The sequence below is a fragment of the Paenibacillus amylolyticus genome (assembly GCF_003719335.1).
GTDB classification, from domain to species: domain Bacteria; phylum Bacillota; class Bacilli; order Paenibacillales; family Paenibacillaceae; genus Paenibacillus; species Paenibacillus amylolyticus_D.
Genome location: NZ_RIAS01000018.1, coordinates 18,489 through 42,800, shown reverse-complemented (window position 1 = coordinate 42,800; position 24,312 = coordinate 18,489). Strand labels below are relative to the sequence as shown.

Here is a 24,312-nt window from a genome sequence, read left to right as displayed (position 1 = left end):
ACGGAATGATGATATACGAACGATTAGTATCTGGATCTGACATTATTGATATCGAAGGTCTGTGGTTTGGTCATGGAATTCCGGTTGCGTGTGTAAGACATAATGGAAGGACTGTTCGTTGTAGGGTTGTCACCAAGCCAGACGGAGTGGCCCAGTTCATGGACGAATACGCTTTGTATAAAGTTGGATAGATTGGATGCATCAGCAGTAATGGTGGAGGCGTTGAGTTCGATGCGGAAGTTGACAACCTGATTGCCGGAGACGGAAGCGTAGTTGACACCGTAAGCGGTATTATTGAAGTTGCCAGCGGTGATCGTGTTTGGAGAGTTATTCGTTTTGACGAATTGCACTTTGGCTCCCGCATTGTTCCAGTTGGCAAGAGAAGCATCCATCGGACCCTGCCATGCAGAAGCGTAGTTGTAGGTACGGATTGGAATGGTGGAGCTTGGGTAGCCGTAATTCAAAAAGGTTGCTGCATAGATCGTGCTTCCAAACATCGCAAGCGCAGAGAACAACATCAGGCTCATCAAAATCTTCCTTTTCATACTTAAAACCTCCAATAAATGTATATTTTCTCTATTATAGTAACAAGGAAATGTGTACCTGAAATGAGTCTCAAGTCGTTGTTTTTGCCGTGGAAAAAAGGAAAAAACCTGTACTACAAAGGAATGTTGTCACAACGAGTCGCTTTCTGTCCGGGGAACGTATGCATAAATTCCCTTAACTCACAAATAATACACTCAACCTGACTAGGAAAAAGGAGTGTATAGGGATGTGCGAACGTTTTTCACTCGCGGCTGATCTGGATGAAGTTCGGGATCATTTCAAGGTACAGCGTGTCATGTATTACTATAAAAATCGCTATAATATCAGTCCAACGCAACATACGCCGATCATTCTGCATCAGGATGGAGAACGTGTGCTGGATGAGTTCCGTTGGGGATTTATTCCGTTCTGGGGGAGGGATGCGGTGAACGCCAACTTAATGACTGTGCATGAAAACCCCGCATATTATAAGTTGGTGGAGACCAAACGCTGTGTTATTCCTTGCAATGGGCTGTATTACTGGCGACAAGAAGGCAAGAAGCGTTATGCCGTACGTGTGGTCATGCCGGATCGCGGACTTTTTGGCATCGCGGGGTTGTATGAAATATGGAAAGATACACGTAAACAGCCGCTTCGTACCTGTACGATGCTCATGGCTGGCGCAAACCTTGCGACTCGTGAGTTTGGCAACAAGATGCCAGCGATTCTTATGGATGATGAGATCAACACCTGGCTTGATCCGGCTAATACACGGGTGACACAGTTGCTACCGCTCCTCAAAACGTACAACCAAACAGATATGAATCTGTACCCGGTCACACCGATGGTGGCGAACGACGAACATGATTGTTATGAATGTGTTGAAGAGATGGAGCAAAAGCTGGCATACGTGCGGAGTTACTAGGAATGACTTAGGTGTACCAGAGAATTTGCTGAAGATGTAGCTGCTTCCATGTTTTTTGTTTCTGAGCTTTTGGAATGGTTAAAAGAACAGGATGGGGTGTCTGAGGACATGCTGTCCTTTTTACATTCGCGTGGTTTCCGATGCGTGCTGACAGGGAATGGAAAAAGAAAAGTTGCAATTGAATTAAAACGTAATTATAATAGTTACAGTAATTGAATGTATATATCCATATATCTATTTAAAGAGATATAATTCAGGAGGGAACCACGAATGAATCCAAAGTATTCGAAAATGTTTGAACAAGTTTCGCTGCCAAGCGGCATTACACTGAAAAACCGGATCGTGCTTGCTCCTATGACTCATATGTCCTCTAACCCAGATGGAACGGTATCCGATGCTGAGCTTGCATATTATGCGCGCCGCACAGGTGGAGCTGGCATGTCGGTTACAGCGGTAACTCATGTTACGCCTAACGGTATCGGCTTTCCAGCGCAATTCGGCTCTTATGATGACAGCTTTGTGCCTGGACTGAAACGTCTGGCTGAAACGATTAAACAGCAAGGTTCTGTTGCTGTACTGCAAATGTTCCATGCAGGGCGTCTGACACCGGAACAAGCCGTTCCTGCAGGCCAAGTGGTTGCACCTAGTGCCGTTGCTAGTGAGCGCCCGGGTTCTCCGGAGCCGAGAGAAATGACGGATGAAGAGATTACATCGGTCATTCGTGATTTCGGTGAAGCCACTCGCCGTGCCATTGAAGCCGGTTTTGACGGTGTCGAGATTCATGGCGCGAACGGTTATTTGATTCAGCAGTTTTTCTCTCCGCATTCCAACCGACGTGAAGATCGCTGGGGCGGCAGTGTAGAGAAACGTTTAGCGTTCCCATTGGCCGTCGTAGATGAGGTACAACGTGTCGTTGCCGAGCATACCAAACTTCCGTTCATTGTAGGCTACCGCTTCTCGCCGGAAGAGCCAGAAACGCCAGGATTAACAATGGAGGATACGTATGCACTGGTTGATGCTTTGAAAGACAAAAATCTCGACTATTTGCACGTTTCCTTAAATGAGTTCTGGTCTAAGCCAAGACGTGGTGAAGAGGATACACGTGCTAGAATCGAATTCATCTTGGATCGTGTTGGCGGTAAAGTACCTGTAATCGGTGTTGGATCGATTCATACCGCGGATGAAGCAGCAGAAGCGCTGGAGACCGGTGTACCGTTGCTTGCGATTGGACGTGAGCTGATCATCGAGCCAGACTGGGTCGAGAAGATTGAAAGCGGACGTGAAGAGGATATTGAGACCATTCTGACGAAATCCGATCAAGAGCGTTTGGTAATTCCTGATGGATTGTGGAATGCGATTATCCACACGCCAGGTTGGTTCCCTATGGCAGAGGATAAATAATGTATCGGAATGACTGGATGGAGGGGGCGCAAGCCTCCTCTTTTTCATATATTGCATGAATGTTTATGAATGTCATTTCTTGTAGGTCTGTGAAATTCTCCTTCCAACTGCTCTATGGTATGATGGGATAACAGGATTAACTGGTATATTAACGGTTTGGAGTGAATGAAAATGCTCGTTGCGGAACGATATGAAAAAATTGTGGAATGGGTGGATGCGCATGGAAGCATGCGTGTCACTGAGCTTAGTGAGCGCTGTGGAGTGACCGAAGAAACAATTCGCCGTGATTTGGACAAGCTGGAGCAGGCGGGCAGGCTCAGACGCTCGCATGGTGGAGCGGTGAGTGTGAAATACAAGGATGAGTCGCAAACCGAGATTCCATATCCCGAGCGTGCTGTTGCCCATGCCGATGAGAAGCGCCGCATTGCAAGTGAAGCAGTGAAGCTGGTGGAGCCTGGTGACCGGATTGCTTTGGATGCAAGCACTACTGCGTGGTATATGGCAGCTGGACTGCCCAATATTCCGCTGACGGTGTTGACCAATTCAATTAAGGTTGCAGCGGAGCTAAGTACGAAAGAACAGATTCGTGTCATTGCTACAGGCGGACAGCTTGCCTCAAAATCCTTGTCCTTTGTCGGGCCACTCGCAGAGCGCTCGCTGGATGCGTATCATGTGGATAAAGTGTTTTTGTCTTGCAAAGGCGTACATCTGACCAAGGGCATCAGCGAGTCGAATGAATTACAGGCTTTGGTGAAGCAGAAAATGATTCATATTGCTGACGAAGTCATTTTGCTAGCCGATTCGAGCAAATTTAACATCCAAGCTTTTACAAGGGTAGCTGGCATGGAGAGTGTTGGGAAGGTCATCACCGATCAGGGTGTGCAGGATGAGCATGTCAACGCGCTGAATGAACTTCAAATTCCGTGTATACGGGTGTGACGGGAATTAAGGATTATAAACGGTACAGAAAGGATCGATGGCAATGAAACATCCGTTTCACTTAAAAGCGGTATGGAATGGCGGACGTAACAGTGAGGGCACGATTGATGCGGGAGGTCTGAAAACCGTCATTTCTATCCCGCAGGAGATGGGCGGCCCTGGTACAGGAACGAACCCGGACGAGATGCTGCTGGGGGCAGCGGCAACCTGTTACCTGATTACACTCGCTGCGATGCTGGAGCGTTCAGATATTACACCTGACGAGCTGACGCTGGAATCGGAGGCAACGGTGGATGTGACCAATAACATCTTTACGTATGAACGCATTGTGCATCGGCCGCGAATTGTACTTCCACCAGATGCACCCGAATCAGATCTGAGCAAGGCCGAGAAGCTGGCGCATAAGGCGGAGGCATCCTGTATGATATCTCGCGCAGTAGCTGGCAATGTGACGATGGAAACGCGTCCGGTGATTGTAACCACTGGAGCCGACGCAGTGTGATATAATTGATGGGTAGACGACATGATTCGTCATTTGTGCAAATAAGGAGAAATTCAGGATGAAAAACCAGAAGCGCAAACCCAATCGAATGGCACGTTTGACTCGTGCAATGAAACTGAATTTCCTCAAACTTTTACGTGCTCCGGGTGGTGCTCATAAGGTATCTACCGGATTTGCTATAGGGTTCGGTCTTGAACTGATCGTGATCTCAACTGCATCCCTGATTTATCTTGTGTTTTATCCGATCGTGCGTTTGTCTGGTGGTTCCATGCCAGCGGCCATCGTAGGTAACGTTGTGGGCAAACTGACATTTCTGCCGATTATTCTGATGCCACTTGCGAAACAGATAGGTTCATGGATTTTACCAGCCCACAGTATGGGACAGGGGCCTATGCATGAGAGCGCATGGAGGGAACTGTTTCATGGGAACTGGTCAGCGGTAAGCGAACTGTTGCTCGGCGGACTAGATATCCTGGCAGGTATGAGTGTGCTTGGGTTAATTTTGGGATTCGTTTCGTACTTTGTCGTCAAATATTTCTACGTCAGAGCTCTTCATCGGCGGCATGAACGCCGGCTGGAGAAGCGCCGCCAAGCGGCAAACGCTTCAGGCCTTAGCACAGCGTCTGTGCTGATCAGGAAGACATCACAATCATAATCGGCAGGAAGACCATGGAAACAGCGGTGGTCCACAGAATGCAACGGGATACAAATTGCGGAGATGCACCGAACTGTTCAGCCAAAATAACAGCGTTCACAGCCGTTGGCATCGAGGCGAGGATAAGCAATACAGGGAATAATGTTCCTTCGACTTGCAGGGCTTTCAGTATAAGCCAGGATAAAATCGGTGCTGCAACCAACCTGACAACTAGTCCGGCCCAAAAAGCCTTACGAACATTAGGTTGCCAAGGTGCTGTATCTCCTTTGGGTCGTAGCATCTGTGCGCCCAGGATCGCCAGAACAATGGGAGAATAACCGGTAGCCATCATCGAAACGCCCCCATCCAGAGCATCAGGAAGAGAAATGCCCGAGCTCCGGATGATGACTGCGATCACAGCTGCATAGATGGTGGGCATGCGGAATACGGACAGCATCGCGTTTTTCACCGTGAATTCCGATCTTGCGGCAAAGAAAATACCTACCGTATTGACGATAATCATCTGTCCAATGACGTACACCGAAGCCTTGTCCAGACCAAGCTGACCAAAAGCTAGCAGCACAAGCGGGAGCCCGTAGTTCACACAGTTCGTGAATGTGGAGACGAGGGTCAGTCCTGCTTTTTCAGGTGCACCCAGACCAAAAATTCGGCTTACGATCTCAGCTAGAGCCCATAGGGCAATCAAGTTGAGGATGGAGAACCAGAAAGTGCTTGTAACATCAGTCCAGGTAATCTCTGCGTGCAGCAGGGTATGGAAGATAAGCGCAGGACTTAAAATATAGAGTGAAAACGCCGAAAGCGGCCGTGTATCCCAGTCCTTGAAATGTTTTAACAATATTCCGCCAATGACGGGCAAGGATATGGGCAGAAACACATGGTAGAGCGTAATGAAAAACGAGGTAAACAATCTGTTCAGTCCTTTCTAGATGAAAAACCTATCTTATCATAGCAGGAAATGCTCGACAGTTGAATGTATAAGCACATATTCCTTATACAGATGCGCATTGCATTGCGTTAAACATGTCGGGCACAGGTGGAGCGGGCAGGGGTCAGATTGCTATTTTGATATGGCAGATTTATTATAGAAGAGGTGCAACAAGATTACATACACATAGAGGAGGAAACTGTAATGAGTGAATCAAAACGCTTGCTCGTACTAGTCGGCTCTTATGCCGAAGCGGAAAATGAGGGCATTTACGCATATGAATTAAATGAGGATACAGGCAGTCTGGCGAAGCTGGACGGCATTGCGGGCGTGAAAAACCCGACGTTTGTTAACGTGGACGCGCAAGCAAACAAACTATATGCGATTGGTGAAACGGCGTCTGCTGAGGGCAATAAAATGTCTGAAGCGGTAGCACTGAGTGTAGATCCTTCGAATGGTAAATTAACTTTGCTCAATCGCAAAGACTCCATCTCTGCTCCACCATGCCACATTCAGCGTGACCCTTCCGGTAAATATTTGATCCTGTCCAGCTATCACGGTGGACTGGTAGGACTCCAGGCACTCACAGACAACGGTGAAGTTGGAGCGCTTCTGGACGAGAAGAAACATGAAGGACACGGCGCACATCCTGAGCGTCAGGACAAGCCACATGTGCACTCGGCATTCTTCAGCCCAGATGGTAAATATATGATGGTACAGGATTTGGGCGCAGATAAAATTGTGATCTACTCCATTAACGCAGACACCAATGAACTGGTGCTTCACAGTGAAACGAAAACCCATCCGGGCGCAGGACCACGCCACTTGGCGTTCCATCCGAATGGTCAATTTGCCTATGTGATCAACGAAGTAGATTCGTCAATCACATCTTACAAGTATGATGCAGCTGCAGGCACACTGACTGAAATCTCCAATATTTCAACGCTTCCTGATGGCTACGACGGGGCTGAGAATACAACCGCTGAGATTACGGTTTCGAGCGATGGCCGTTTTGTATATGGTTCCAACCGTGGACATGACAGCATCGTAGTATTTGCAGTAGATGCAGACAAAGGTCATCTGACCCTGGTAGAGCATGTCTCCGCAGAAGGACAGCACCCGCGTCATTTCGCATTGACACCGAATGGTAAACTGTTGATTGCGGCTAACCGTGATACGAACAACATGGTTACCTTTACGGTAGATCAGGAAAGCGGTCGCTTGAAATACACAGGTCACAGCACAGGCGTATCCAAGCCGGTATGTGTGAAACCTGTATATCTGTAACCGGTCGATGTGTAAATAAATATTGACATACAGCGCTTATGCTGCTATGAAAAATTGAGAAGAACCCTGCCTGAGAAGACAGGGTTCTTCTTTTTCTTTTTTTGAAAATCATTATGATAAAGGAAAAAGATCCATAGCACGAACCCGCTTAAATTTATGTTGAACAGTAACGCTGTTAGTAATAATGCTCGTTGAGTTAGTTGAAGGTGGATGTGTAATTGAAAATAATTTCTCATAACAACGGAATATTATCATTAGTTTCGCCCAAGTAACTACCTCACTTGAAAGTGCGTACTTCCTAAATAGATAGTCAGGCTCTACAATGAACTAGCAGCCACCATTACGAGATGCTGGCCTCAGCAACGGATCGTTGGCTGTAAAGTTAATAGCATGTTGATTGGCAAATGGATCGAAAAATGGATTGAAAACTATTTACTCAACCTCAAATACAAAGGAGACATAAAACATGAAATTACAACTCGCACTTGATTTGGTTAACATCCCGGAAGGTATCGCACTGGTTAAAGAAGTTGAACAATATATTGATATCGTCGAAATCGGCACACCGATTATTATTAACGAAGGATTGCATGCTGTAAAAGCAATGAAGGAAGCGTATCCTAACCTGCAAGTCCTTGCAGACCTGAAAATTATGGACGCTGGCGGATATGAAATCATGAAAGCAGCTGAAGCGGGCGCAGACTTGATCACCGTTCTGGGTGCAAGTAACGATATGACGATCAAAGGCGCTGTAGAAGAAGCGAAAAAGCAAAACAAAGAAGTTCTCGTGGATATGATCAACGTGCCTAACCTGGAACAACGTGCACGTGAAGTTGACGCTCTGGGCGTAGACTACATCTGTGTTCACACCGGTTATGACCTGCAAGCGGTTGGACAGAGCCCGTTCGAAGACCTGCAAACGATCAAAGGTGCAGTGAAAAATGCAAAAACCGCGGTTGCTGGTGGTATCAAATTGGACACATTGCCAGAAGTTGTGAAAGCACAGCCTGACCTGGTCATCGTTGGTGGCGGTATTACAGGGCAAGCAGATAAAGCAGCTGTAGCATCCGAAATGCAGCGTCTTGTTCAGCAAGGATAAGCAGATGAGCAGCAGACAATACGCCGCAGATATCCTGAAGGAATTGGAACGCACGTTAAGCCAGCTTGACGATGCCGAGATGCAGGCAATGGCAAAGCAGGTGTTAGCTGCGGAACGCATTTTTGTAGCTGGCGCGGGTCGTTCAGGTCTCATGGGAAAAGCATTTGCGATGCGATTGATGCAGATGGGACTGACCGTTTACGTCGTAGGCGAGACCGTGACACCGGGGATCGGTTCCGCAGATTTCCTGCTGTTATGCTCTGGTTCTGGAGAGACAGGCGGGCTGGTTGCCATGGCACGAAAAGCGAATCAAGCGGGTGCACCTGTAGGCTTAATCACGATTAAGCCGGATTCCACAATTGCACAGCTGGCACAAGCGGTCGTTCGTCTGCCTGCCTCTGCAAAAGAAGATACGGCGGGAGCCGGAGCGGATGTTACTATCCAGCCCATGGGTTCCTTGTTTGAACAAAGCTTGTTGCTCAGCATGGATGCGCTGATCCTCACCATGATGGAGATGAAAGGCATGACTGGTGCAGATATGTTCAGCCGGCACGCGAATCTGGAGTAGTTCGATTAAAGTGCTCACGCGTTTAATATAGCTAAAAATGAAGTAGACCGGAGTCCTGTGCAAATGGGATTGCGGTCTTTTCTGTGAAAAAGATGAGCGAACTTTGCATTCGGTCCGTGCTGTAGTAAAATGAAGTATTAGAGTTTGATATCGTACGAGATAAGGGGGGACTTGGAGCCATGGCGTCCGAAGTCAAAGAACGCATAAATTTAAAAGAAATCAACTGTGAAAAGGAATTAACACTGGCGGTGATTGGCGGCAAGTGGAAGCTGATTATATTGTGGCATTTGGGTCTGGAGGGCACTAAACGTTTCAGTGAGTTAAAACGCCTGATCCCCCATATTACGCAAAAGATGCTGACCAACCAGCTGCGGGAGCTGGAGGAGGACAAACTGGTGGAACGCAAGGTGTACGCCGAAGTTCCGCCTCGAGTCGAATATTCACTGACGGATCATGGGCAGAGTCTGATGCCAGTGTTGCATGCGATGTATAACTGGGGCAAAAACTACGGTGAAAATGTCATCTGGAAAGCGGACGAATTGAATATCTTATAGTACACCGATGAATATCTTGAAGAATCAGAAATGAATGATCGATTAACGAAACGTCAGGTAAACTGGGCAACTCCAGAGCTTGACGTTTTTTTACTTTTCCAGCCGGATTGATTTCTGCGGATTTAAACCAAAAGTCTCATAATCAGGAGATGTCATGTATCGATTAGCAGAGTATGATACGATGAGAGATATTGGAAATGCAAGGAGGATGACAATCAAGATGGAAAAGATACGTTTACGTTCCGAGGTTATGGAAGAAACAACCTGGGATTTGCGTGATTTGTTTGCAACCGATGCGCAGTGGGAACAGGAACTTCTATCGCTGCCGGATGCTGCTTCTGATATCGAAACATTCAAAGGTACACTGGGTCAAAGTGCGGGGCAATTGCTCGCTTGTCTTGATGCTCGTGAAGCTTTGCAGGAACGAATCGGTAAAACGGCGGCTTATGCGCGCTTAAAACAATCCGAGGACAGCACGAACCCGCTAAATATCGAGAATGCCGCTAAAGCTGGTGATACTCTGTCTAACTTGTCGTCCAGCTTGTCATTTGTCAACTCCGAGATTGTTTCACTGCCAGAAGGCTCAATTGAGAAGTATATGAATGAACTTCCGGGTCTGGAACCGTACAAGCGCAGCCTGGAGAGACTTATTGAAGAAAAGGCACACCGACTCTCGCCTGAAACGGAGAAAGTGCTAGCTTCGCTTGGTGAAGTACTGGATTCCCCCTATCGATTCTATCAACGTGGCAAGCTGGCGGATATGACTTTTGATGAAGTGCTGGATGGTGAGGAGCAGTCACGTCCATTATCGTGGTCTTTTTACGAAAATAATTACGAGATGTCTCCCGATACCAAACTGCGTCGTTCCGCTTATGCCTCCTTTACTGAAACGTTGGATCAATACAAAAATACGTTTGCTGAAGGATATGCTACTGAGGTCAAAAAACAAGTGGTGCTATCCCGTCTGCGCGGATATGAAGATGTGACGGACATGCTATTAGCTCCACAACAAGTGAGCAAGGAAATGTATAATAACGTTCTGGATATTATTCAAAAGGAGCTTGCGCCGCATATGCGCAGACTGGCTGCACTGAAAAAGCGTGAGCTTGGACTTGATAAGCTGATGTTCTGTGATCTCAAGGCTCCGCTTGATCCGGAATTTAGTCCAGCGATTACCTATGATGAAGCGTGCACGTTGATCCGTGAGGCGCTGGATGTACTGGGGCCGGAATATGGGGAGATTGTCGAACGGGCCTTTAATGACCGCTGGGTTGATTACGCGGACAATGCAGGTAAATCCACGGGAGCGTTCTGTTCCTCTATCTATGGCGCGCACTCCTACATCTTGATCTCTTGGGCGAATAATATGCGCGGAGCGTTTACCCTGGCGCATGAAGTGGGGCATGCAGGCCATTTTATGCTAGCAGGCAAATATCAGCGGCTTACCAATACGCGGCCGTCTCTTTATTTTATTGAAGCACCTTCGACAATGAACGAAATGCTGCTGGCAGATCATCTGTTGAAACGTTCCGATCATCCTAGAATGCGTCGTTGGGTGATTTTGCAATTGCTTAATACGTATTATCATAACTTCGTTACACATCTGCTGGAAGGTGAACTACAGCGTAGGGTGTATGCACTTGCGTCGAATGATAAGCCAATTACTGCAAAGACGTTAAGTGAGCTGAAAGGTGCGATCCTTTCCGAATTCTGGGGGCCAGAGCTGGTAGTGGACGAAGGGGCCAAGCTAACGTGGATGAGACAGCCGCATTATTATATGGGCTTGTATCCCTACACGTATGCAGCCGGTCTCACAGCGTCAACAGCTGCAGCACAGAAGATTAGAGAGGAAGGGCAGCCTGCAGTGGATCGCTGGCTTGAGGCACTTAAATCCGGGGGAAGCCTCGCACCGCAGGAATTGATGAAGCTTGCAGGTGTGGACATGTCTGGGTCTGAACCGATCCGCACAGCCGTTTCTTATGTCGGCAGTCTTGTGGACGAACTTGAACGTCTGTATTCCTAATCCGGCTCATATAGTATAGGGACAAGGCAGAACGGGTTGTCTGCAAATGAACCATTTCCTGAACGGGAAGCGGTGAACTGTTATTTTGCGTGGGGAAAGGAACGATGTGTTATGACGGTTACGGGCATATTCTCGTCAGTGGGCCAGTTGAGTGTAGATGGCTTTGGGGGATTAGACGATATGAGCGGCGTGCCGGGATTTGAAGGCAATCAGAGTGGTTTTTTTTCTGGATTTAATGAGCTTGGAGCTATGGGCACGATTGTCCCTATTCTGATCGGCATCGTATTTCTGGTTGTGGCAGGAGGTATCGTATATGCGATTTTCTCGGGTGTACGAACCTGGTCTTCCAACAATGCTGCGGCTGTATTGACCTTACATTCCAGAGTCGTTACGAAACGAACCGAGGTTCGAGGTGGAAGTGGGGATAGCAGTGCCAGAACGAGTTATTATGCGACCTTTGAGTTTGACAATGGGGAACGCCTGGAATTAAATGTTGGCGGACAAACCTACGGAATGCTGGTGGAACAAGATCAGGGGATGCTGACATATCAAGGTACTCGATTTAAACATTTTGAACGAGATCTCCAGCCTCAGTCTGGGCAACCTGGGAATTAAGAGTGAATCATTTTTCATAGGAAAAGCAAGCAACGGCTACTTTCGGAAGGGAGTGAGCCGTTTTTGTTATTCAATGAGAAAGCGAATTCATGGGTATTCAAACGTTTACATTGATGATATACTCGTAAAATAAAACAAAACAGTATTAAACAAAGAAAAACAAACAGTAATTTAGTAATTAAATAAAGATATAAGCGAAGATGAAGACAATAACAACTGAAAGGTGGGAGAGAAGTGAGTGTACTGGCTTATGATTTGGGTGCAGGAAGCGGCAGAGCGATACTTGGTCATCTGAATGATCGAGGGATCGAAACTCGTGAAATTCACCGATTCAAAAATGAACCCGTGAAGACGGGTGATCGGATGCACTGGGATATCTTGCGGCTGCATCATGAAGTACTGCAGGGCTTGACGTTTATAAAACAACAAGGTGAAGTGCCGGAGAGTATGGGCATCGATTCTTGGGGCGTAGATTTTGGTTTGCTGGGCAGCAATGGTGAACTGCTTGGTAATCCCTATCATTATCGTGACACACAGTTCAACGGTGTAATGGATACAGTTTGTCAGGAGATAACGGCTAAGCGAGTTTTCGAGCGCACAGGGATACAGTTTCTACCGTTTAACACATTGTACCAACTCGCGGCACTTAAGCGAAGCGCTTCTCCATTGCTGCGCGAAGCGGAGCGTTTTCTAATGATCCCTGATTTATTAAGGTATTTTCTCACTGGAGAAGCGGTAAATGAGTTCACCAATGCTACAACAACACAGTTATACAATCCGGTGCTTGGACAATGGGATCGTGAACTTCTCGCTTATATTGGTGTTTCTGAGCAATGGTTCGGGGATGCGGTCCTACCGGGGAGCGCTGTTGGACAATTACGCAGCAGCATATGTCATGATATTGGTCTTGCGCCCATTCCCGTCCTGGCAGTAGCAGAGCATGATACCGGTTCGGCTGTGGCAGCGGTTCCAGCTACGGAACGAAGCTTTGCTTACTTAAGCTGTGGAACGTGGTCCCTGATGGGTACTGAACTGGATCAGCCCGTCATCAGTGCGGAGAGTATGGAACTGAACTTTACGAATGAGGGTGGTGCGGGGGGAACATATCGTCTGCTCAAAAACATTATGGGCCTTTGGATCTTGCAGGAATGCATGCGGCAATGGGAACGTGAAGGGCAAGGGATTAGCTATGGCTCATTACTTGCTAAGGCTGAAACAGCACCGGCGTTTGCCAGTCTCTTCGACCCGGATGATGCGTTATTTCTGCCTTCTGGCAATATGACGGAACGCATTCGTCAATATTGCCAGAAGACAGGACAGCGTGTTCCAGAGGATCAGGGCAGTATAGCCAGGGCTATTCTGGAGAGTCTTGCTTTGAAGTATAGAAGGGTTCTGGAATGGACGGAGCAGCTGTCAGAGAAAACATTCGGCGGACTGCATATGGTGGGCGGCGGCATTCAGAATGAGTTATTATGCCAGTGGACAGCGAACTCCATCGGCAAGCCAGTATGGGCAGGGCCAGCGGAGGGAAGTGCAATCGGCAATATGGCTGTGCAATGGATCGCGAGCGGAACGTTTAAGGATATTTGGGAAGCCCGCCGCGCTATTCGTGATTCATTCCCGGTTAGCGAATATGAACCGCAAGACAGGTCGGCATGGGCAGATGCTTATGAACGGTTTTTGCGGATAACGGTTTTATCACCGGGCACAGAAAGCGGGAGTGAGGTGTAGACATGCTCGCGGCAGAACGATATGACCGGATCGTAGAGCTAGTTAATATCAAGGGCAGCATGCGTGTATCCGAGCTGAGTGAACGTTGCCGGGTAACCGAAGAAACCATCCGCCGTGATCTGGATCGTTTAGAAGAGGCTGGTCGGCTGCGCCGATCACACGGCGGAGCGGTCAGTGTCAGGGAGGAGCAGCCAGAGATTCCGTACCGAATTCGGGAAACGACACATGCGGTGGAGAAGAAACGGATTGCTGATGCGGCATTGGCGCTAATCGTGCCGGGAGATCGCATTTTGCTGGATGCCAGTACAACAGCAGGTTATATGGCGGCGAACATGCCGGATATGCCATTAACGGTGCTGACCAACTCGATTCAAGTCGCCACAGAACTCAGCAGTCGGGATAACATCGAGGTGATTTCCACTGGTGGGCAGCTGGCTGCGCGGTCTTTATCCTTTGTTGGCCCACTCGCTGAGCGTTCTCTCGAAACCTATCATGTGGACAAACTTTTTTTATCCTGCAAGGGTGTGCATCTTGAGAGCGGCAGCATCAGTGAATCCAATGAGCTTCAAGCCAGATTAAAACAGAAAATGGTAGGTACTGCAGATCAGGTAATCCTGCTGGCTGATGCGAGCAAGTTTGGCCTTCGGGCTTTCGCCCGTGTGACCGGACTCGATACGGTACACACGGTTATTACGGATCAACCCTTAAGCGAGGAACAGATTTCCTTGTGTAGTGCCTACCACTTGTTAATTCGCACGGTATAACGATAACGAAGCGTTAACCTGAAAACATTTGTTTATTGGAGTGTGTAATGATGAAGGTTTCCTTATTTATAACCTGTCTCAGCGATGCCATTTACCCCCGAGTGGGGGAAGCGATGGTTCGATTGCTGGCCGCTCACGGTATTCGGCTGGAGTTTCCAAAGATACAGACCTGTTGTGGTCAGCCCTCGTATAACAGTGGATATTGGGATGAGACTCGGGTAGCTGCCAAGACGATATTAGAAGCGTTTGATGACAGTGATTTTGTGGTTTGTCCGTCAGGCTCATGCACATATATGATTCATCATTATCCAGAACTGTTTGCAGATGAGCCAGAATGGCTGGATAAAGCGAAGCGCCTTGAGGCCAAGGCTTACGAGTTCACACAATTTCTTGTACAGGTGTTAGGTGTAACCGATCTCGGTGCACATTTTCCGCATAAAGTAACTTACCATCCGTCCTGCCATGGCAGTCGTCTGCTCGGGGTAAAGGATGAACCGCTGGCCTTGCTTTCCAACGTGAAAGGGCTTGAACTTGTTCCACTCCCTCATGCAGAGGATTGCTGTGGATTCGGTGGTACGTTTGCGATTAAAATGTCGGATATTTCCGGGGCGATGGTGACCGAAAAGGTGGATCATGTGAAAGAAACACAAGCCGAAGTTCTCGTTGGGCTAGACATGGCTTGCCTGATGAATATTGCGGGCAATCTGCGGCACCGAAATGAACCAGTGCGGGTGATGCATCTGGCCGAACTTTTATATGAGGGGGTGCAGACACGATGAGCCAACCTGGTGTTATGGATGAAACGGTCAAATCCCGTGCGGGTCTGGCACTGAATGATGATTTTCTCCGCAAGGCGGTCAAGTTCACAACAGAACGTTTGCGTAATGGCAAGAAAGCTGCGTCGGAAGAGCATGGCAACTGGGAAGAATGGCGGGAGCGTGGACGCCAGATTCGGCTGCATACAATCGCACATCTCGATTATTACTTGAATGAGTTTGTGAACAACGCCCGTGCGAACGGGGTGCATATTTATTTTGCAGATACATCAGCGGAAGCGGCTTCCATTGCTCTTGATATTGCGGCGCACAAGCAAGCTTCAACTGTAGTGAAATCCAAATCCATGGTGTCGGAGGAAGTGCATCTGAACCATGTGCTGGAATCGGCAGGCATAGAAGCCATTGAGACCGATCTTGGCGAATATATTATACAGCTGGCGGGTGAAGCGCCTTCCCACATCGTCATACCGGCCATTCACAAAAACAGATATCAGATTGCGGAGTTATTATCCAAGGAAGCTGGAGAGATACTGGAGCCAGATACAACGGTACTCGCCGGGTTCGTCCGCAAAAAGCTGCGCGAGAAATTTTTGGAGGCTGATATCGGTTTGACAGGTTGCAATTTTGCGATTGCGCAGACGGGTTCGATGGTTTTATTTGAAAATGAAGGCAATGCCCGTATGGTATCTACCGTGCCAAAAACACAGATTACACTTATGGGCATGGAGCGCATCATTCCGTCATGGGCAGACCTTGAAGTTATGGCAACCTTGTTGCCACGCTCTGCTACCGGACAAAAGCTCACGATGTACATGTCGGGCATTACAGGTCCTCGCCGCTCGGCAGATGCAGATGGGCCGGATGAGATGCATATCATTATCGTAGATAATGGACGATCTTTACAACTCGGTGATCCCGAGTTTCAGGAACTGCTCAACTGTATTCGCTGCGGAGCATGCCTTAACGCTTGTCCGGTATATCGACACATTGGCGGTCATGCTTATGGTGGAACCTATAGTGGCCCAATTGGGGCGGTGCTGACTCCAGCTTTAAACGGTAACATAGAGGAGTGGAACGATATTGCGAGTGCATCGAGTCTGTGCGGTGCTTGTTATGAAGCTTGTCCCGTCAAAATTCCACTGCATGACATGCTCGTATATTTACGCAGACGTAAGGTGGAAGAAGGACATGGCAACAAGCTGGAAACGATGGGGATGAAGGGCTTTGCGGCAGTTGCGGCAAACTCCAAACGTTTTGCTCTCGCTATTCGGCTTGGACAGATCGGACAAAAAGCGGTTGTGCGGAATGATGGTATTTCACTGAAGCTTGGCCCGCTTAAAGGCTGGAATACGTATAGAGTAGCTCCCAGTCTCGCGAAAAAATCCTTCCGGCAACAGTGGGATAGTCTGGATCAAGAGTTGAATCAGCAGGAACATGCCGCTATGGATACATCTGTACGAGAGCGCATGCAACAGATTGTTCGAGATCGCGGGAAGGGAGGTTCGAAGCATGGGAAGTGAACATCAACAGTGGCTTGCATCTATGGAGGAAAAGTCGCGGCGTAGACAGGAAAAGTTTATGGACGATATCGCCGCGAAGTTGAAAAGACCTAGGCAGCGTCATGCGCCGATCCATGCTTTTCGAGGTGCCCCGGACTTCTGGAATGAAATGGAATGGGATGAGGAACAGCGAATACAGGCGTTTACAGATAATTTTGTCAGTGTCGGTGCGCATATCGGCCGCATGTCAAATATGGAAGAAGTAGCACAGTTCATTGCGAACAAAGTGAATGAATTAAGTGCTAAATATCTAATTCGCCAGAATGAACAGACGCTTACGGATCTGGGACTGGAGGAACAGCTTCCAGAAGTACAAGTTTCCGTGTGGAATAGTGCTCTGGATGTAGACTGGAAAGCCCGGGCAGCCGAAGCGGATATCGGTGTAGTCATGGCGGATTATGCCACAGCATACACTGGTTCAGTAACTGTACTTTCTTCCCCGGAGAAAGGACGTTCCGTCAGTCTTCTGCCAACCGTGCTGATCCTGATTATTCCGCTTGAACGGCTGCATACAAGGCTCGGAGAAACACTGAACCGTTTTGACGAAGCAGGACGCGCGCAGCTACCGGCAGGCATTCATTTTATATCAGGTCCCAGCCGATCGTCCGATATCGAAAATGATTTAACTATTGGGGTTCATGGCCCAGGGATTGTGTATGGTTTAATTGTCGGTTAGCTTTCGGATCTCTAGCCCGCCTGAAACAGGGAGTAACTGTAAACATAGAACTGTCCTTAAGGTAGAATTTCTGCTGAGGACAGTTTTTATTTTTTTTAGAAGTGAGGATGCCGAGAGAGAAACTGAGACTTTAGGACAGTTGAAGATTGGAACTGGAAATGATATGGTAAAGATAGACATAGAGAAATGCCCATTTTTTTTACTCTAAATTGACCGGATTACGATTATGGTCAGTTGGTTTTGGGTATGACATATTACACACAACACACACGTGAATAAAAGATGGATTTAACTGAAATCTGATTCAACGCGCTATGCTTCAGGAAACATCATTTACATTTGGAGAAAAAGAAGGAGTGAGAGCTATGTCACCCGTTTCAGTGCCTCAGCCCAAAACGTACGGTCCACTGGGCAATCTGCCACAGTTGAATTTTGATGAGCCGACCCAGTCCTTGGTGAAGCTGGCAGGCGAGTACGGACCTATTTTTCGCATGGATTACCCTGGAAGAAGCGAGCTTTATATTTCAAGTGAGAAGTACGTAGCCGAAGTGACGGATGAATCCAAATTTGATAAAAGAGTATGGGCCCCGCTTGCGAAGGTACGTGCTTTTGCCGGGGATGGACTCTTTACCAGCTGGACGGACGAGCCTAACTGGAAAAAGGCACATAATGTGTTGCTTCCAAGTTTTAGTCAGCGTGCGATGCAGGGCTATCATAACAAAATGGTAGATCTTGCCGTGCAGCTTGTGCAGAAGTGGTCAAGACTGAATCCCGATGAAACGGTGAATGTACCGGATGATATGACTCGTTTGACGTTAGATACCATTGGTTTATGTGGGTTTAACTATCGCTTCAACAGCTTCTACCGTGAAGAGCCACATCCATTCATTACAAGCATGGTACGTGCATTGGATGAATCCATGAGTTCGTTGCAGCGTCTGCGTTTGCAGGATAAATTGATGATCAGCAAAAAGAAACAATTCGATCAGGATATCCGTTCCATGTTCTCGCTAGTGGATCACATTATTGCAGAGCGTAAAGCGCAACCGCAGGAAGGGGCAGATGATCTGCTCTCTCACATGCTTAGCGGCAAGGACCCGGAGACAGGTGAAACGCTGGATGACGAAAATATCCGGTATCAGATTATTACATTTCTGATTGCAGGGCATGAAACGACAAGTGGTTTGTTATCGTTTGCCGTGTACTACTTGATGAAAAACCCGGATAAGCTCGCGAAAGCCCAAGCGGAAGCAGATGAGATTCTGAAAGACCCGGTGCCAACGTACAATCAGGTTCGTCAATTGAAATATATACGTATGGTGCTGAATGAAGCACTACGCTTGTGGCCAACCGCGCCAGCATTCTCTTTATATGCAAAAGAGGATACAGTGCTCGGCGGACAATACCCGCTTCAGAAAGGGGACAGTGTCAGCGTGCTCATTCCCAAGTTGCATCGTGACCGTGAGGCATGGGGAGATGATGTGGAGGAGTTTCGGCCTGAGCGATTCGAAGACCCAAGCAAGGTGCCACATAACGCGTATAAACCGTTTGGCAACGGTCAACGCGCGTGTATTGGTCAGCAGTTTGCGCTTCAGGAAGCGACGCTCGTGCTGGGCATGGTGCTGAAACATTTTGACTTCATCGATCATATGAATTATCAGTTAAAAGTCAAAGAGACATTGACACTCAAACCCGATCAATTCATCATTCGTGTACGTTCGCGCGGAAGTCAGCCTGTGATGGCTGTACCTGGTGTGGCTATGCAAGAGCCTGCTAACACAGTGAAAAAGCATGAACAAGATGTGGTAGAAGCACACGATACTCCCTTACTTGTACTCTACGGCTCGAATCTGGGGACGGCTGAAGGGATCGCACGCGAAATAGCGGATAACGCGAGACATCAAGGTTTCCGCAGTGAAGTCGCTGCACTGGATGATCGCGTCGGCAGGTTGCCGAAAGAAGGGGCTGTTATTATTGTCAGCGCATCGTATAACGGTCAGCCGCCAAGTAATGCCAGAACGTTTGTAGAGTGGATTCAGCATGCCGATCAGGGGGAATTCGAGGGCGTAAAATATACGGTTCTCGGATGCGGTGACCATAACTGGGCCAGCACGTATCAGCGGATTCCACGTCTGATTGATGAACAGCTGTCCTTACGGGGAGCCAAGCGTTTATCATCTCTTGGGGAGTCAGATGCCAGCGGGGATTTTGAGAAGCAGGTGGAGGACTGGACAGAACAACTATGGCCTGACTTGGCACGAACGCTGGAATTGAATCTGAATACGGGAGCCAAAAGTGAACACAGCTCCCTGTCGGTACAATTTGTTAGTGGCAGGGCGGTTACACCGCTGGTTGAAACGTATGACGCACATGTTGCAACCGTGCTGGAGAATCGGGAGCTTCATGATGTAGGGAGCGAGCGAAGCACAAGACATCTGGAGATTAAGCTGCCGGAGGGGATCACATATAAGGAAGGTGATCATCTTGGCGTGTTGCCGCAAAATCCACCAGAGCTTGTGAAGCGTGTGCTGCGTCGTTACGGTTTCACGGGAACAGAGCATCTGGTACTGGATGCATCGGGGAGAAGCGCGGCGCATCTGCCACTGCAACGGCCAGTGAACTTGTACGATCTGCTCAGCCATAGTGTGGAATTGCAAGAGGCCGCAACACGTGCGCAGTTAAGGGAACTTACTGCATATACGGTCTGCCCTCCACACAAGAAGGAACTTGAAGCGCTCCTGGATGAGACATTATATATGAAGGAAGTTCGTGGCAAACGGATATCAATGCTGGACTATCTGGAGAAATATGAAGCATGTGAATTGCCGTTTGAACGTTTTCTTACATTATTGCCTTCGTTGAAGGCCAGATACTACTCCATATCCAGTTCACCACGGGTACAAGCAGCGCAAGCAAGCATTACGGTAAGTGTCGTAAAGGCATCTGCGTGGAGTGGAAAAGGGATTTATAAAGGTATTGCTTCCAATTATCTGGCTGATCTGAAGCCTGGTGATGAGGTTGTTATGTTTGTTCGTACACCGGAATCTGGCTTCCAGTTGCCTGAAACTCCAGAAGTGCCGATCATTATGGTTGGACCAGGAACAGGGGTAGCCCCATTCCGTGGTTTCTTGCAGGCGAGACATGTGATGAAGGAGGAAGGCGCGCAAGTTGGTGAAGCACATCTGTACTTTGGCTGCCGCAATCCGGAGCATGATTATTTGTACAAAAACGAGCTGGAAATTGCAGAGCAGGAGGGGCTTGTACAGCTGCATACAGCCTTCTCCAGGATTCAAGGGGAAGAGAAGTGTTATGTTCAACATCGGATGAAAGAGGATGCACATCTGTTAATTCCTTTGCTGGTAAATGGGGCGCATTTATACATCTGCGGAGATGGCAGTAAAATGGCTCCCGATGTGGAATTAACGCTAAAGCAGGCTTATGCAGATACTCAAGGTAAGACGGTAGAAGAGGCAGAAGCCTGGCTGAATCAGCTTCAAGAGCAAGGTCGTTATGCGAAGGATGTCTGGACAGGCATTTAATTGGATGGAGCGAACGTGTTCTAATATATGCATGGATGCAGCGAGTATGTGTAACAAGGTAGGCATTTAACCTCGCGGTGAGAAGCGGAGACAACCGATTCTCACCGTTTTTTTCTCCATGGACATGTTGCTTAGGCATTCAACTTGAGCAAATTCTTCATATCGCTCCTTCGGCTCGTTCTAATCTATCTACGACGGATACAGCCACGTTTCCCCTTCAAGGTTCGCTTGCGAGGGCGATAGATGGACTCCACGCTGGAAAGCGGAAACAGAATACGTGAAGGAACTCTGCCTTTGCCTTGCAACTCAATATAATTGAGTCCAACGCCGACCAGTCTAATATTTCGGAATGCATTGCGTGAAGGGAATGTTGTACGGATGCCAACCCGAATCCCTCGCTGTGTGCGCGGAACGTTGAATACTCGAATCGAATTTAGGCTTAGCGGAATAAATAATTGATGATTGATTTTGACAAAATTACGAGGGAATACCCGACGAATGCGTCCAGGCTCCAGACCGGAACGCGGGGCGTTAAGCTCAGCAAGATGTCCCTGCAATTGGGCCAAGCGTTGCTGGAGTGTTTTGCCTGTACGAAGATGCTGCCAGCTCATAATTCTTCCTCCGTTCGTCATTTATACCTAGTATATGAACGAAGCAAGGAGGAAGGTGAATACTTGACAGCCCATGTTGATGCCGGAGTGCAACGTACATGAGACGTACAATGGAATGTGCAAATGAAATGAAAATCAGAAAAGGCATAAGATTAGAGATTCGAGGTCTCTGATCTTATGCCTTTTTACATGTGCCTTATTAAAATTGTACCAAAGTATCGACTTTGACCGGTAGGCCTGTTGCAATCGCACGATTGGCTGCAATGCCTGTCAAAATCGAGCGAGCGCCATCTACATGATTCGCCGCACGATGGAATGGATCTTCTGACGGTGCGCCGAACAGATCGTTGAGCAGTACAGGGTCGCCTCCGCCATGGCCGCCTTCTTTTTCCTCGACTTCAACGTCATAAGGTGCGCCGAACATTGGAAGCACGCGCAGCGTTTTGCCAATCAAAGCACCTTCTTTGCTTTTGTCACCCAGGGAATTAACGTAGGATTGTTCGATAATGCTCATTTCGATACGGCCTTTGGTGCCGTTGATCGCAATGCGGTAACCTTCCCACGGCTGATAAGCAACAAGGGAATACGTCAGGATCGCCTTGTTCCGATATTGGACAAGAACACCCATCGTATCTTCAATGTTGATTCCTTCACCAAATACACTTTGATCACGCTGGTATCCATCTTCAGTCTCGGCATCCAGATACATCGATTTCAGATGGGCATCAGAATCCAGATGCAGGGCGAATGGATCATCCTGTGCGAGCGGATTACCTGTAGCACGGTTGTAGAATTGGGTAACCCCGCGATCCTCGGCATTTTCTCTACCGTAGAACATCAAATCCCCAAACGCAAAGACAGTATCTGGCTGTGAGCCGATCCAGAAGTTTACGAGATCGAAGTGATGCGTCGATTTGTGAACCAGCAGACCTCCACTATTGCGCTTGTCCCGGTGCCAGCGGCGGAAATAGTCCGCACCGTGACGGGTATTCAGTAGCCATTCGAAATGCACAGAAGTCACTTTGCCGATGGCATCGTCCAGAATAAGCTCCCTTATTTTCGTGTGATGCGGTGCATAACGATAGTTGAACGTCACGCGTACATTCTGTCCGGTACGCTTCACTGCATCCAGAATGTCCTGACATTTCTCCTCATTAATAGTCATCGGTTTCTCCGTAACAACGTCACAGCCGAGCTCCATTGCTCGAATGATGTATTTATGGTGAGTCCGATCCACGCTGGTCACGATAACGTAGTCTGGCTTCTCGTTCTCAATCATCTGGTCAAACTGATCTGCCATGTATGTAGGCACCTCAGCATAGTTATATTTTTCTCGCAGCAGCTTGTTCGCATAATTCATACGCACTTGATTGATATCACAAAAGCCGACAAGTTCGGAAGTAGCGCTAAAATCCCGGGTCAAAGCACCATAGAAAAATTCGGCACGACCACCAGTTCCGACTAATACATAACGTTTTTTGTTCCCCACCTATATCGCCTCCTTGAATGTAGGTTTAGACTATAACAAAGGAGCACTTCTTTCACCGCATTTGATGCGTAACCGCTTTCAAATGCCGCATATTTTGCTATAATTGTGAAAAAGGAGAGAGTGACATGACCGAAGCCATTCGTGCAGATTATCATGATGCAACGGATTTATTACATATAGAATACGATCGCAGGATCGGATACTACTCTATGCCAAATGATCATTTTCATGACCATTATGAGTTGTATTATTTACTTTCTGGTGAACGCATTTATTTTATCAAAGATCGTTCGTATCTGGTCAAAGCAGGGGACTTGGTATTCGTAGACCGCAATACGGTGCACAAAACACTGGAAAGTGGAATGCCGGACCACGAACGAATCGTGCTGTATATGCAACCGGAACTGTTTGCCGCTATGGCGGTAACGAGTGAGCTCACAGAAGGGTTAACGGAGCCCTTTCGCTGGGACATACCGATTGTGAGATTCCCCATTCAGGTCGCCAAGGTGACAGAGGAGATCGTGGCAGAAATGGTCCGAGAAATGCGTAATCCCGACGAGGGAAGTGGAATGTTGCTGCGTCACCGTACGTTAGAGATGTTGCTGCACACGTACCGTCACCGTCATCTAGGACGTATACAGTCGGATGATCAAGACCCTGTCCTTCACCCCAAGATTCAGGTCGTTGTCCGTTATCTGAATGAGAATTACCAGAATCCAGTTACGCTGCCGGAGGTCGCAGGCAAGTTTAGGATTAGTCCACATTATCTAAGCCGGCTGTTCAAACAAACGACGGGTTTTACGTTTAGCGATTATCTGAATCTACTGCGGGTAAAGGAGGCTCAGCGTCTACTGCGTGAGAGTGAAGAGTCGGTGACCGATATTGCCTTGCTGGCGGGATTCGGCAATTTTTCGCATTTTGGCAAGATGTTCAAGCGTGCGGTTCAGATGTCACCAAGAACGTACAGGCAGGAATACAATGGACGGGATGGAATTAAAAAAACACAATCAACAATAAGCTAAGGATTTAACACTATTAAGGCACCGGAAGAATTCAGCGAATGCATGACCTCTATTTACTTTCATGTTTAATATGAAGTTTTATATAATCATTTATATAGTACCGCTGGAAGCATGTATAAGTAACATT

At 47.8% G+C, this 24,312-nt stretch carries 22 protein-coding genes; 18 read left to right on the top strand and 4 right to left on the bottom strand.

What is annotated here, in order from left to right; all coding sequences use genetic code 11:
• Positions 1–23: 23 nt before the first annotated feature.
• Positions 24–545: a hypothetical protein gene (locus EC604_RS24735; RefSeq protein WP_123066697.1), complete on the bottom strand. Its 522-nt coding sequence runs from the start codon at positions 543–545 to the stop codon at positions 24–26.
• A 227-nt stretch (positions 546–772) separates the two neighbouring features.
• Between EC604_RS24735 and EC604_RS24730 the strand changes: the two genes are divergently transcribed.
• From EC604_RS24730 to EC604_RS24710, 5 genes are all read left to right on the top strand, one after another.
• Positions 773–1,450 (top strand): SOS response-associated peptidase, encoded by a 678-nt coding sequence (locus EC604_RS24730; RefSeq protein WP_123066696.1) that lies wholly within the window; start codon positions 773–775, stop codon positions 1,448–1,450.
• 270 nt (positions 1,451–1,720) lie between these two features.
• Complete coding sequence (locus tag EC604_RS24725) at positions 1,721–2,851, top strand: NADH-dependent flavin oxidoreductase (RefSeq protein ID WP_123066695.1); 1,131 nt, start codon at positions 1,721–1,723, stop codon at positions 2,849–2,851.
• A 171-nt stretch (positions 2,852–3,022) separates the two neighbouring features.
• Complete coding sequence (locus EC604_RS24720) at positions 3,023–3,790, top strand: DeoR/GlpR family DNA-binding transcription regulator (protein ID WP_123066694.1); 768 nt, start codon at positions 3,023–3,025, stop codon at positions 3,788–3,790.
• A gap of 43 nt (positions 3,791–3,833) precedes the next feature.
• The gene (locus tag EC604_RS24715; protein ID WP_123066693.1) at positions 3,834–4,292 is read left to right on the top strand and encodes an OsmC family protein; all 459 of its coding nucleotides are present in this window, start codon (positions 3,834–3,836) and stop codon (positions 4,290–4,292) included.
• 58 nt (positions 4,293–4,350) lie between these two features.
• A complete protein-coding gene (locus EC604_RS24710; RefSeq protein ID WP_123066692.1) occupies positions 4,351–4,947 on the top strand; it encodes a DUF2062 domain-containing protein in 597 nt (198 codons plus the stop codon).
• On the opposite strand, the gene EC604_RS24705 is transcribed toward EC604_RS24710, so the two are convergent.
• Positions 4,925–5,854 carry an AEC family transporter gene (locus EC604_RS24705; protein WP_123066691.1) on the bottom strand — a complete coding sequence of 310 codons (930 nt, stop codon included), beginning with the start codon at positions 5,852–5,854 and terminating at the stop codon, positions 4,925–4,927. The genes EC604_RS24710 and EC604_RS24705 overlap by 23 nt on opposite strands.
• Positions 5,855–6,076: 222 nt before the next feature.
• Between EC604_RS24705 and EC604_RS24700 the strand changes: the two genes are divergently transcribed.
• From EC604_RS24700 to EC604_RS24645, 12 genes are all read left to right on the top strand, one after another.
• Positions 6,077–7,159 (top strand): lactonase family protein, encoded by a 1,083-nt coding sequence (locus EC604_RS24700; protein WP_123066690.1) that lies wholly within the window; start codon positions 6,077–6,079, stop codon positions 7,157–7,159.
• Positions 7,160–7,625: 466 nt separating this feature from the next.
• Positions 7,626–8,258 (top strand): 3-hexulose-6-phosphate synthase, encoded by a 633-nt coding sequence (gene hxlA, locus EC604_RS24695; RefSeq protein ID WP_090920812.1) that lies wholly within the window; start codon positions 7,626–7,628, stop codon positions 8,256–8,258.
• A complete protein-coding gene (gene hxlB, locus EC604_RS24690) occupies positions 8,242–8,826 on the top strand; it encodes a 6-phospho-3-hexuloisomerase (protein ID WP_345789281.1) in 585 nt (194 codons plus the stop codon). The genes hxlA and hxlB overlap by 17 nt, the downstream gene beginning before the upstream one ends.
• Positions 8,827–9,005: 179 nt before the next feature.
• Positions 9,006–9,380 (top strand): winged helix-turn-helix transcriptional regulator, encoded by a 375-nt coding sequence (locus EC604_RS24685; RefSeq protein ID WP_123066688.1) that lies wholly within the window; start codon positions 9,006–9,008, stop codon positions 9,378–9,380.
• Between the two features lie 220 nt (positions 9,381–9,600).
• Positions 9,601–11,403 carry an oligoendopeptidase F gene (gene pepF / locus EC604_RS24680; protein WP_123066687.1) on the top strand — a complete coding sequence of 601 codons (1,803 nt, stop codon included), beginning with the start codon at positions 9,601–9,603 and terminating at the stop codon, positions 11,401–11,403.
• Positions 11,404–11,439: 36 nt separating this feature from the next.
• Entirely contained in the window at positions 11,440–12,018 is a 579-nt protein-coding gene (locus EC604_RS30635; RefSeq protein WP_240037186.1) for a DUF2500 domain-containing protein, read from the top strand.
• A 234-nt stretch (positions 12,019–12,252) separates the two neighbouring features.
• Positions 12,253–13,749 carry a rhamnulokinase gene (locus tag EC604_RS24670; RefSeq protein WP_123066686.1) on the top strand — a complete coding sequence of 499 codons (1,497 nt, stop codon included), beginning with the start codon at positions 12,253–12,255 and terminating at the stop codon, positions 13,747–13,749.
• Positions 13,750–13,751: 2 nt separating this feature from the next.
• Entirely contained in the window at positions 13,752–14,513 is a 762-nt protein-coding gene (locus EC604_RS24665) for a DeoR/GlpR family DNA-binding transcription regulator (RefSeq protein ID WP_123066685.1), read from the top strand.
• A 50-nt stretch (positions 14,514–14,563) separates the two neighbouring features.
• Positions 14,564–15,292, top strand: a complete 729-nt coding sequence (locus EC604_RS24660; RefSeq protein ID WP_123066684.1) for a (Fe-S)-binding protein — start codon at positions 14,564–14,566, stop codon at positions 15,290–15,292.
• The gene (locus EC604_RS24655; RefSeq protein ID WP_123066683.1) at positions 15,289–16,809 is read left to right on the top strand and encodes a LutB/LldF family L-lactate oxidation iron-sulfur protein; all 1,521 of its coding nucleotides are present in this window, start codon (positions 15,289–15,291) and stop codon (positions 16,807–16,809) included. Before EC604_RS24660 ends, EC604_RS24655 begins: the two co-directional genes overlap by 4 nt.
• Positions 16,799–17,524, top strand: coding sequence for a LutC/YkgG family protein (locus tag EC604_RS24650; RefSeq protein WP_123066682.1), 726 nt, complete (start codon positions 16,799–16,801; stop codon positions 17,522–17,524). The genes EC604_RS24655 and EC604_RS24650 overlap by 11 nt, the downstream gene beginning before the upstream one ends.
• 365 nt (positions 17,525–17,889) lie before the next feature.
• Positions 17,890–21,063 carry a bifunctional cytochrome P450/NADPH--P450 reductase gene (locus EC604_RS24645; protein ID WP_123066681.1) on the top strand — a complete coding sequence of 1,058 codons (3,174 nt, stop codon included), beginning with the start codon at positions 17,890–17,892 and terminating at the stop codon, positions 21,061–21,063.
• Between the two features lie 185 nt (positions 21,064–21,248).
• On the opposite strand, the gene EC604_RS24640 is transcribed toward EC604_RS24645, so the two are convergent.
• The gene (locus EC604_RS24640) at positions 21,249–21,674 is read right to left on the bottom strand and encodes a hypothetical protein (protein WP_123066680.1); all 426 of its coding nucleotides are present in this window, start codon (positions 21,672–21,674) and stop codon (positions 21,249–21,251) included.
• A 199-nt stretch (positions 21,675–21,873) separates the two neighbouring features.
• Entirely contained in the window at positions 21,874–23,163 is a 1,290-nt protein-coding gene (locus EC604_RS24635; RefSeq protein WP_123066679.1) for a Gfo/Idh/MocA family oxidoreductase, read from the bottom strand.
• A 125-nt stretch (positions 23,164–23,288) separates the two neighbouring features.
• On the opposite strand from EC604_RS24635, the gene EC604_RS24630 reads away from it, so the two are divergent.
• Entirely contained in the window at positions 23,289–24,185 is an 897-nt protein-coding gene (locus EC604_RS24630) for an AraC family transcriptional regulator (RefSeq protein ID WP_123066678.1), read from the top strand.
• The last annotated feature ends 127 nt before the right edge of the window (positions 24,186–24,312 follow it).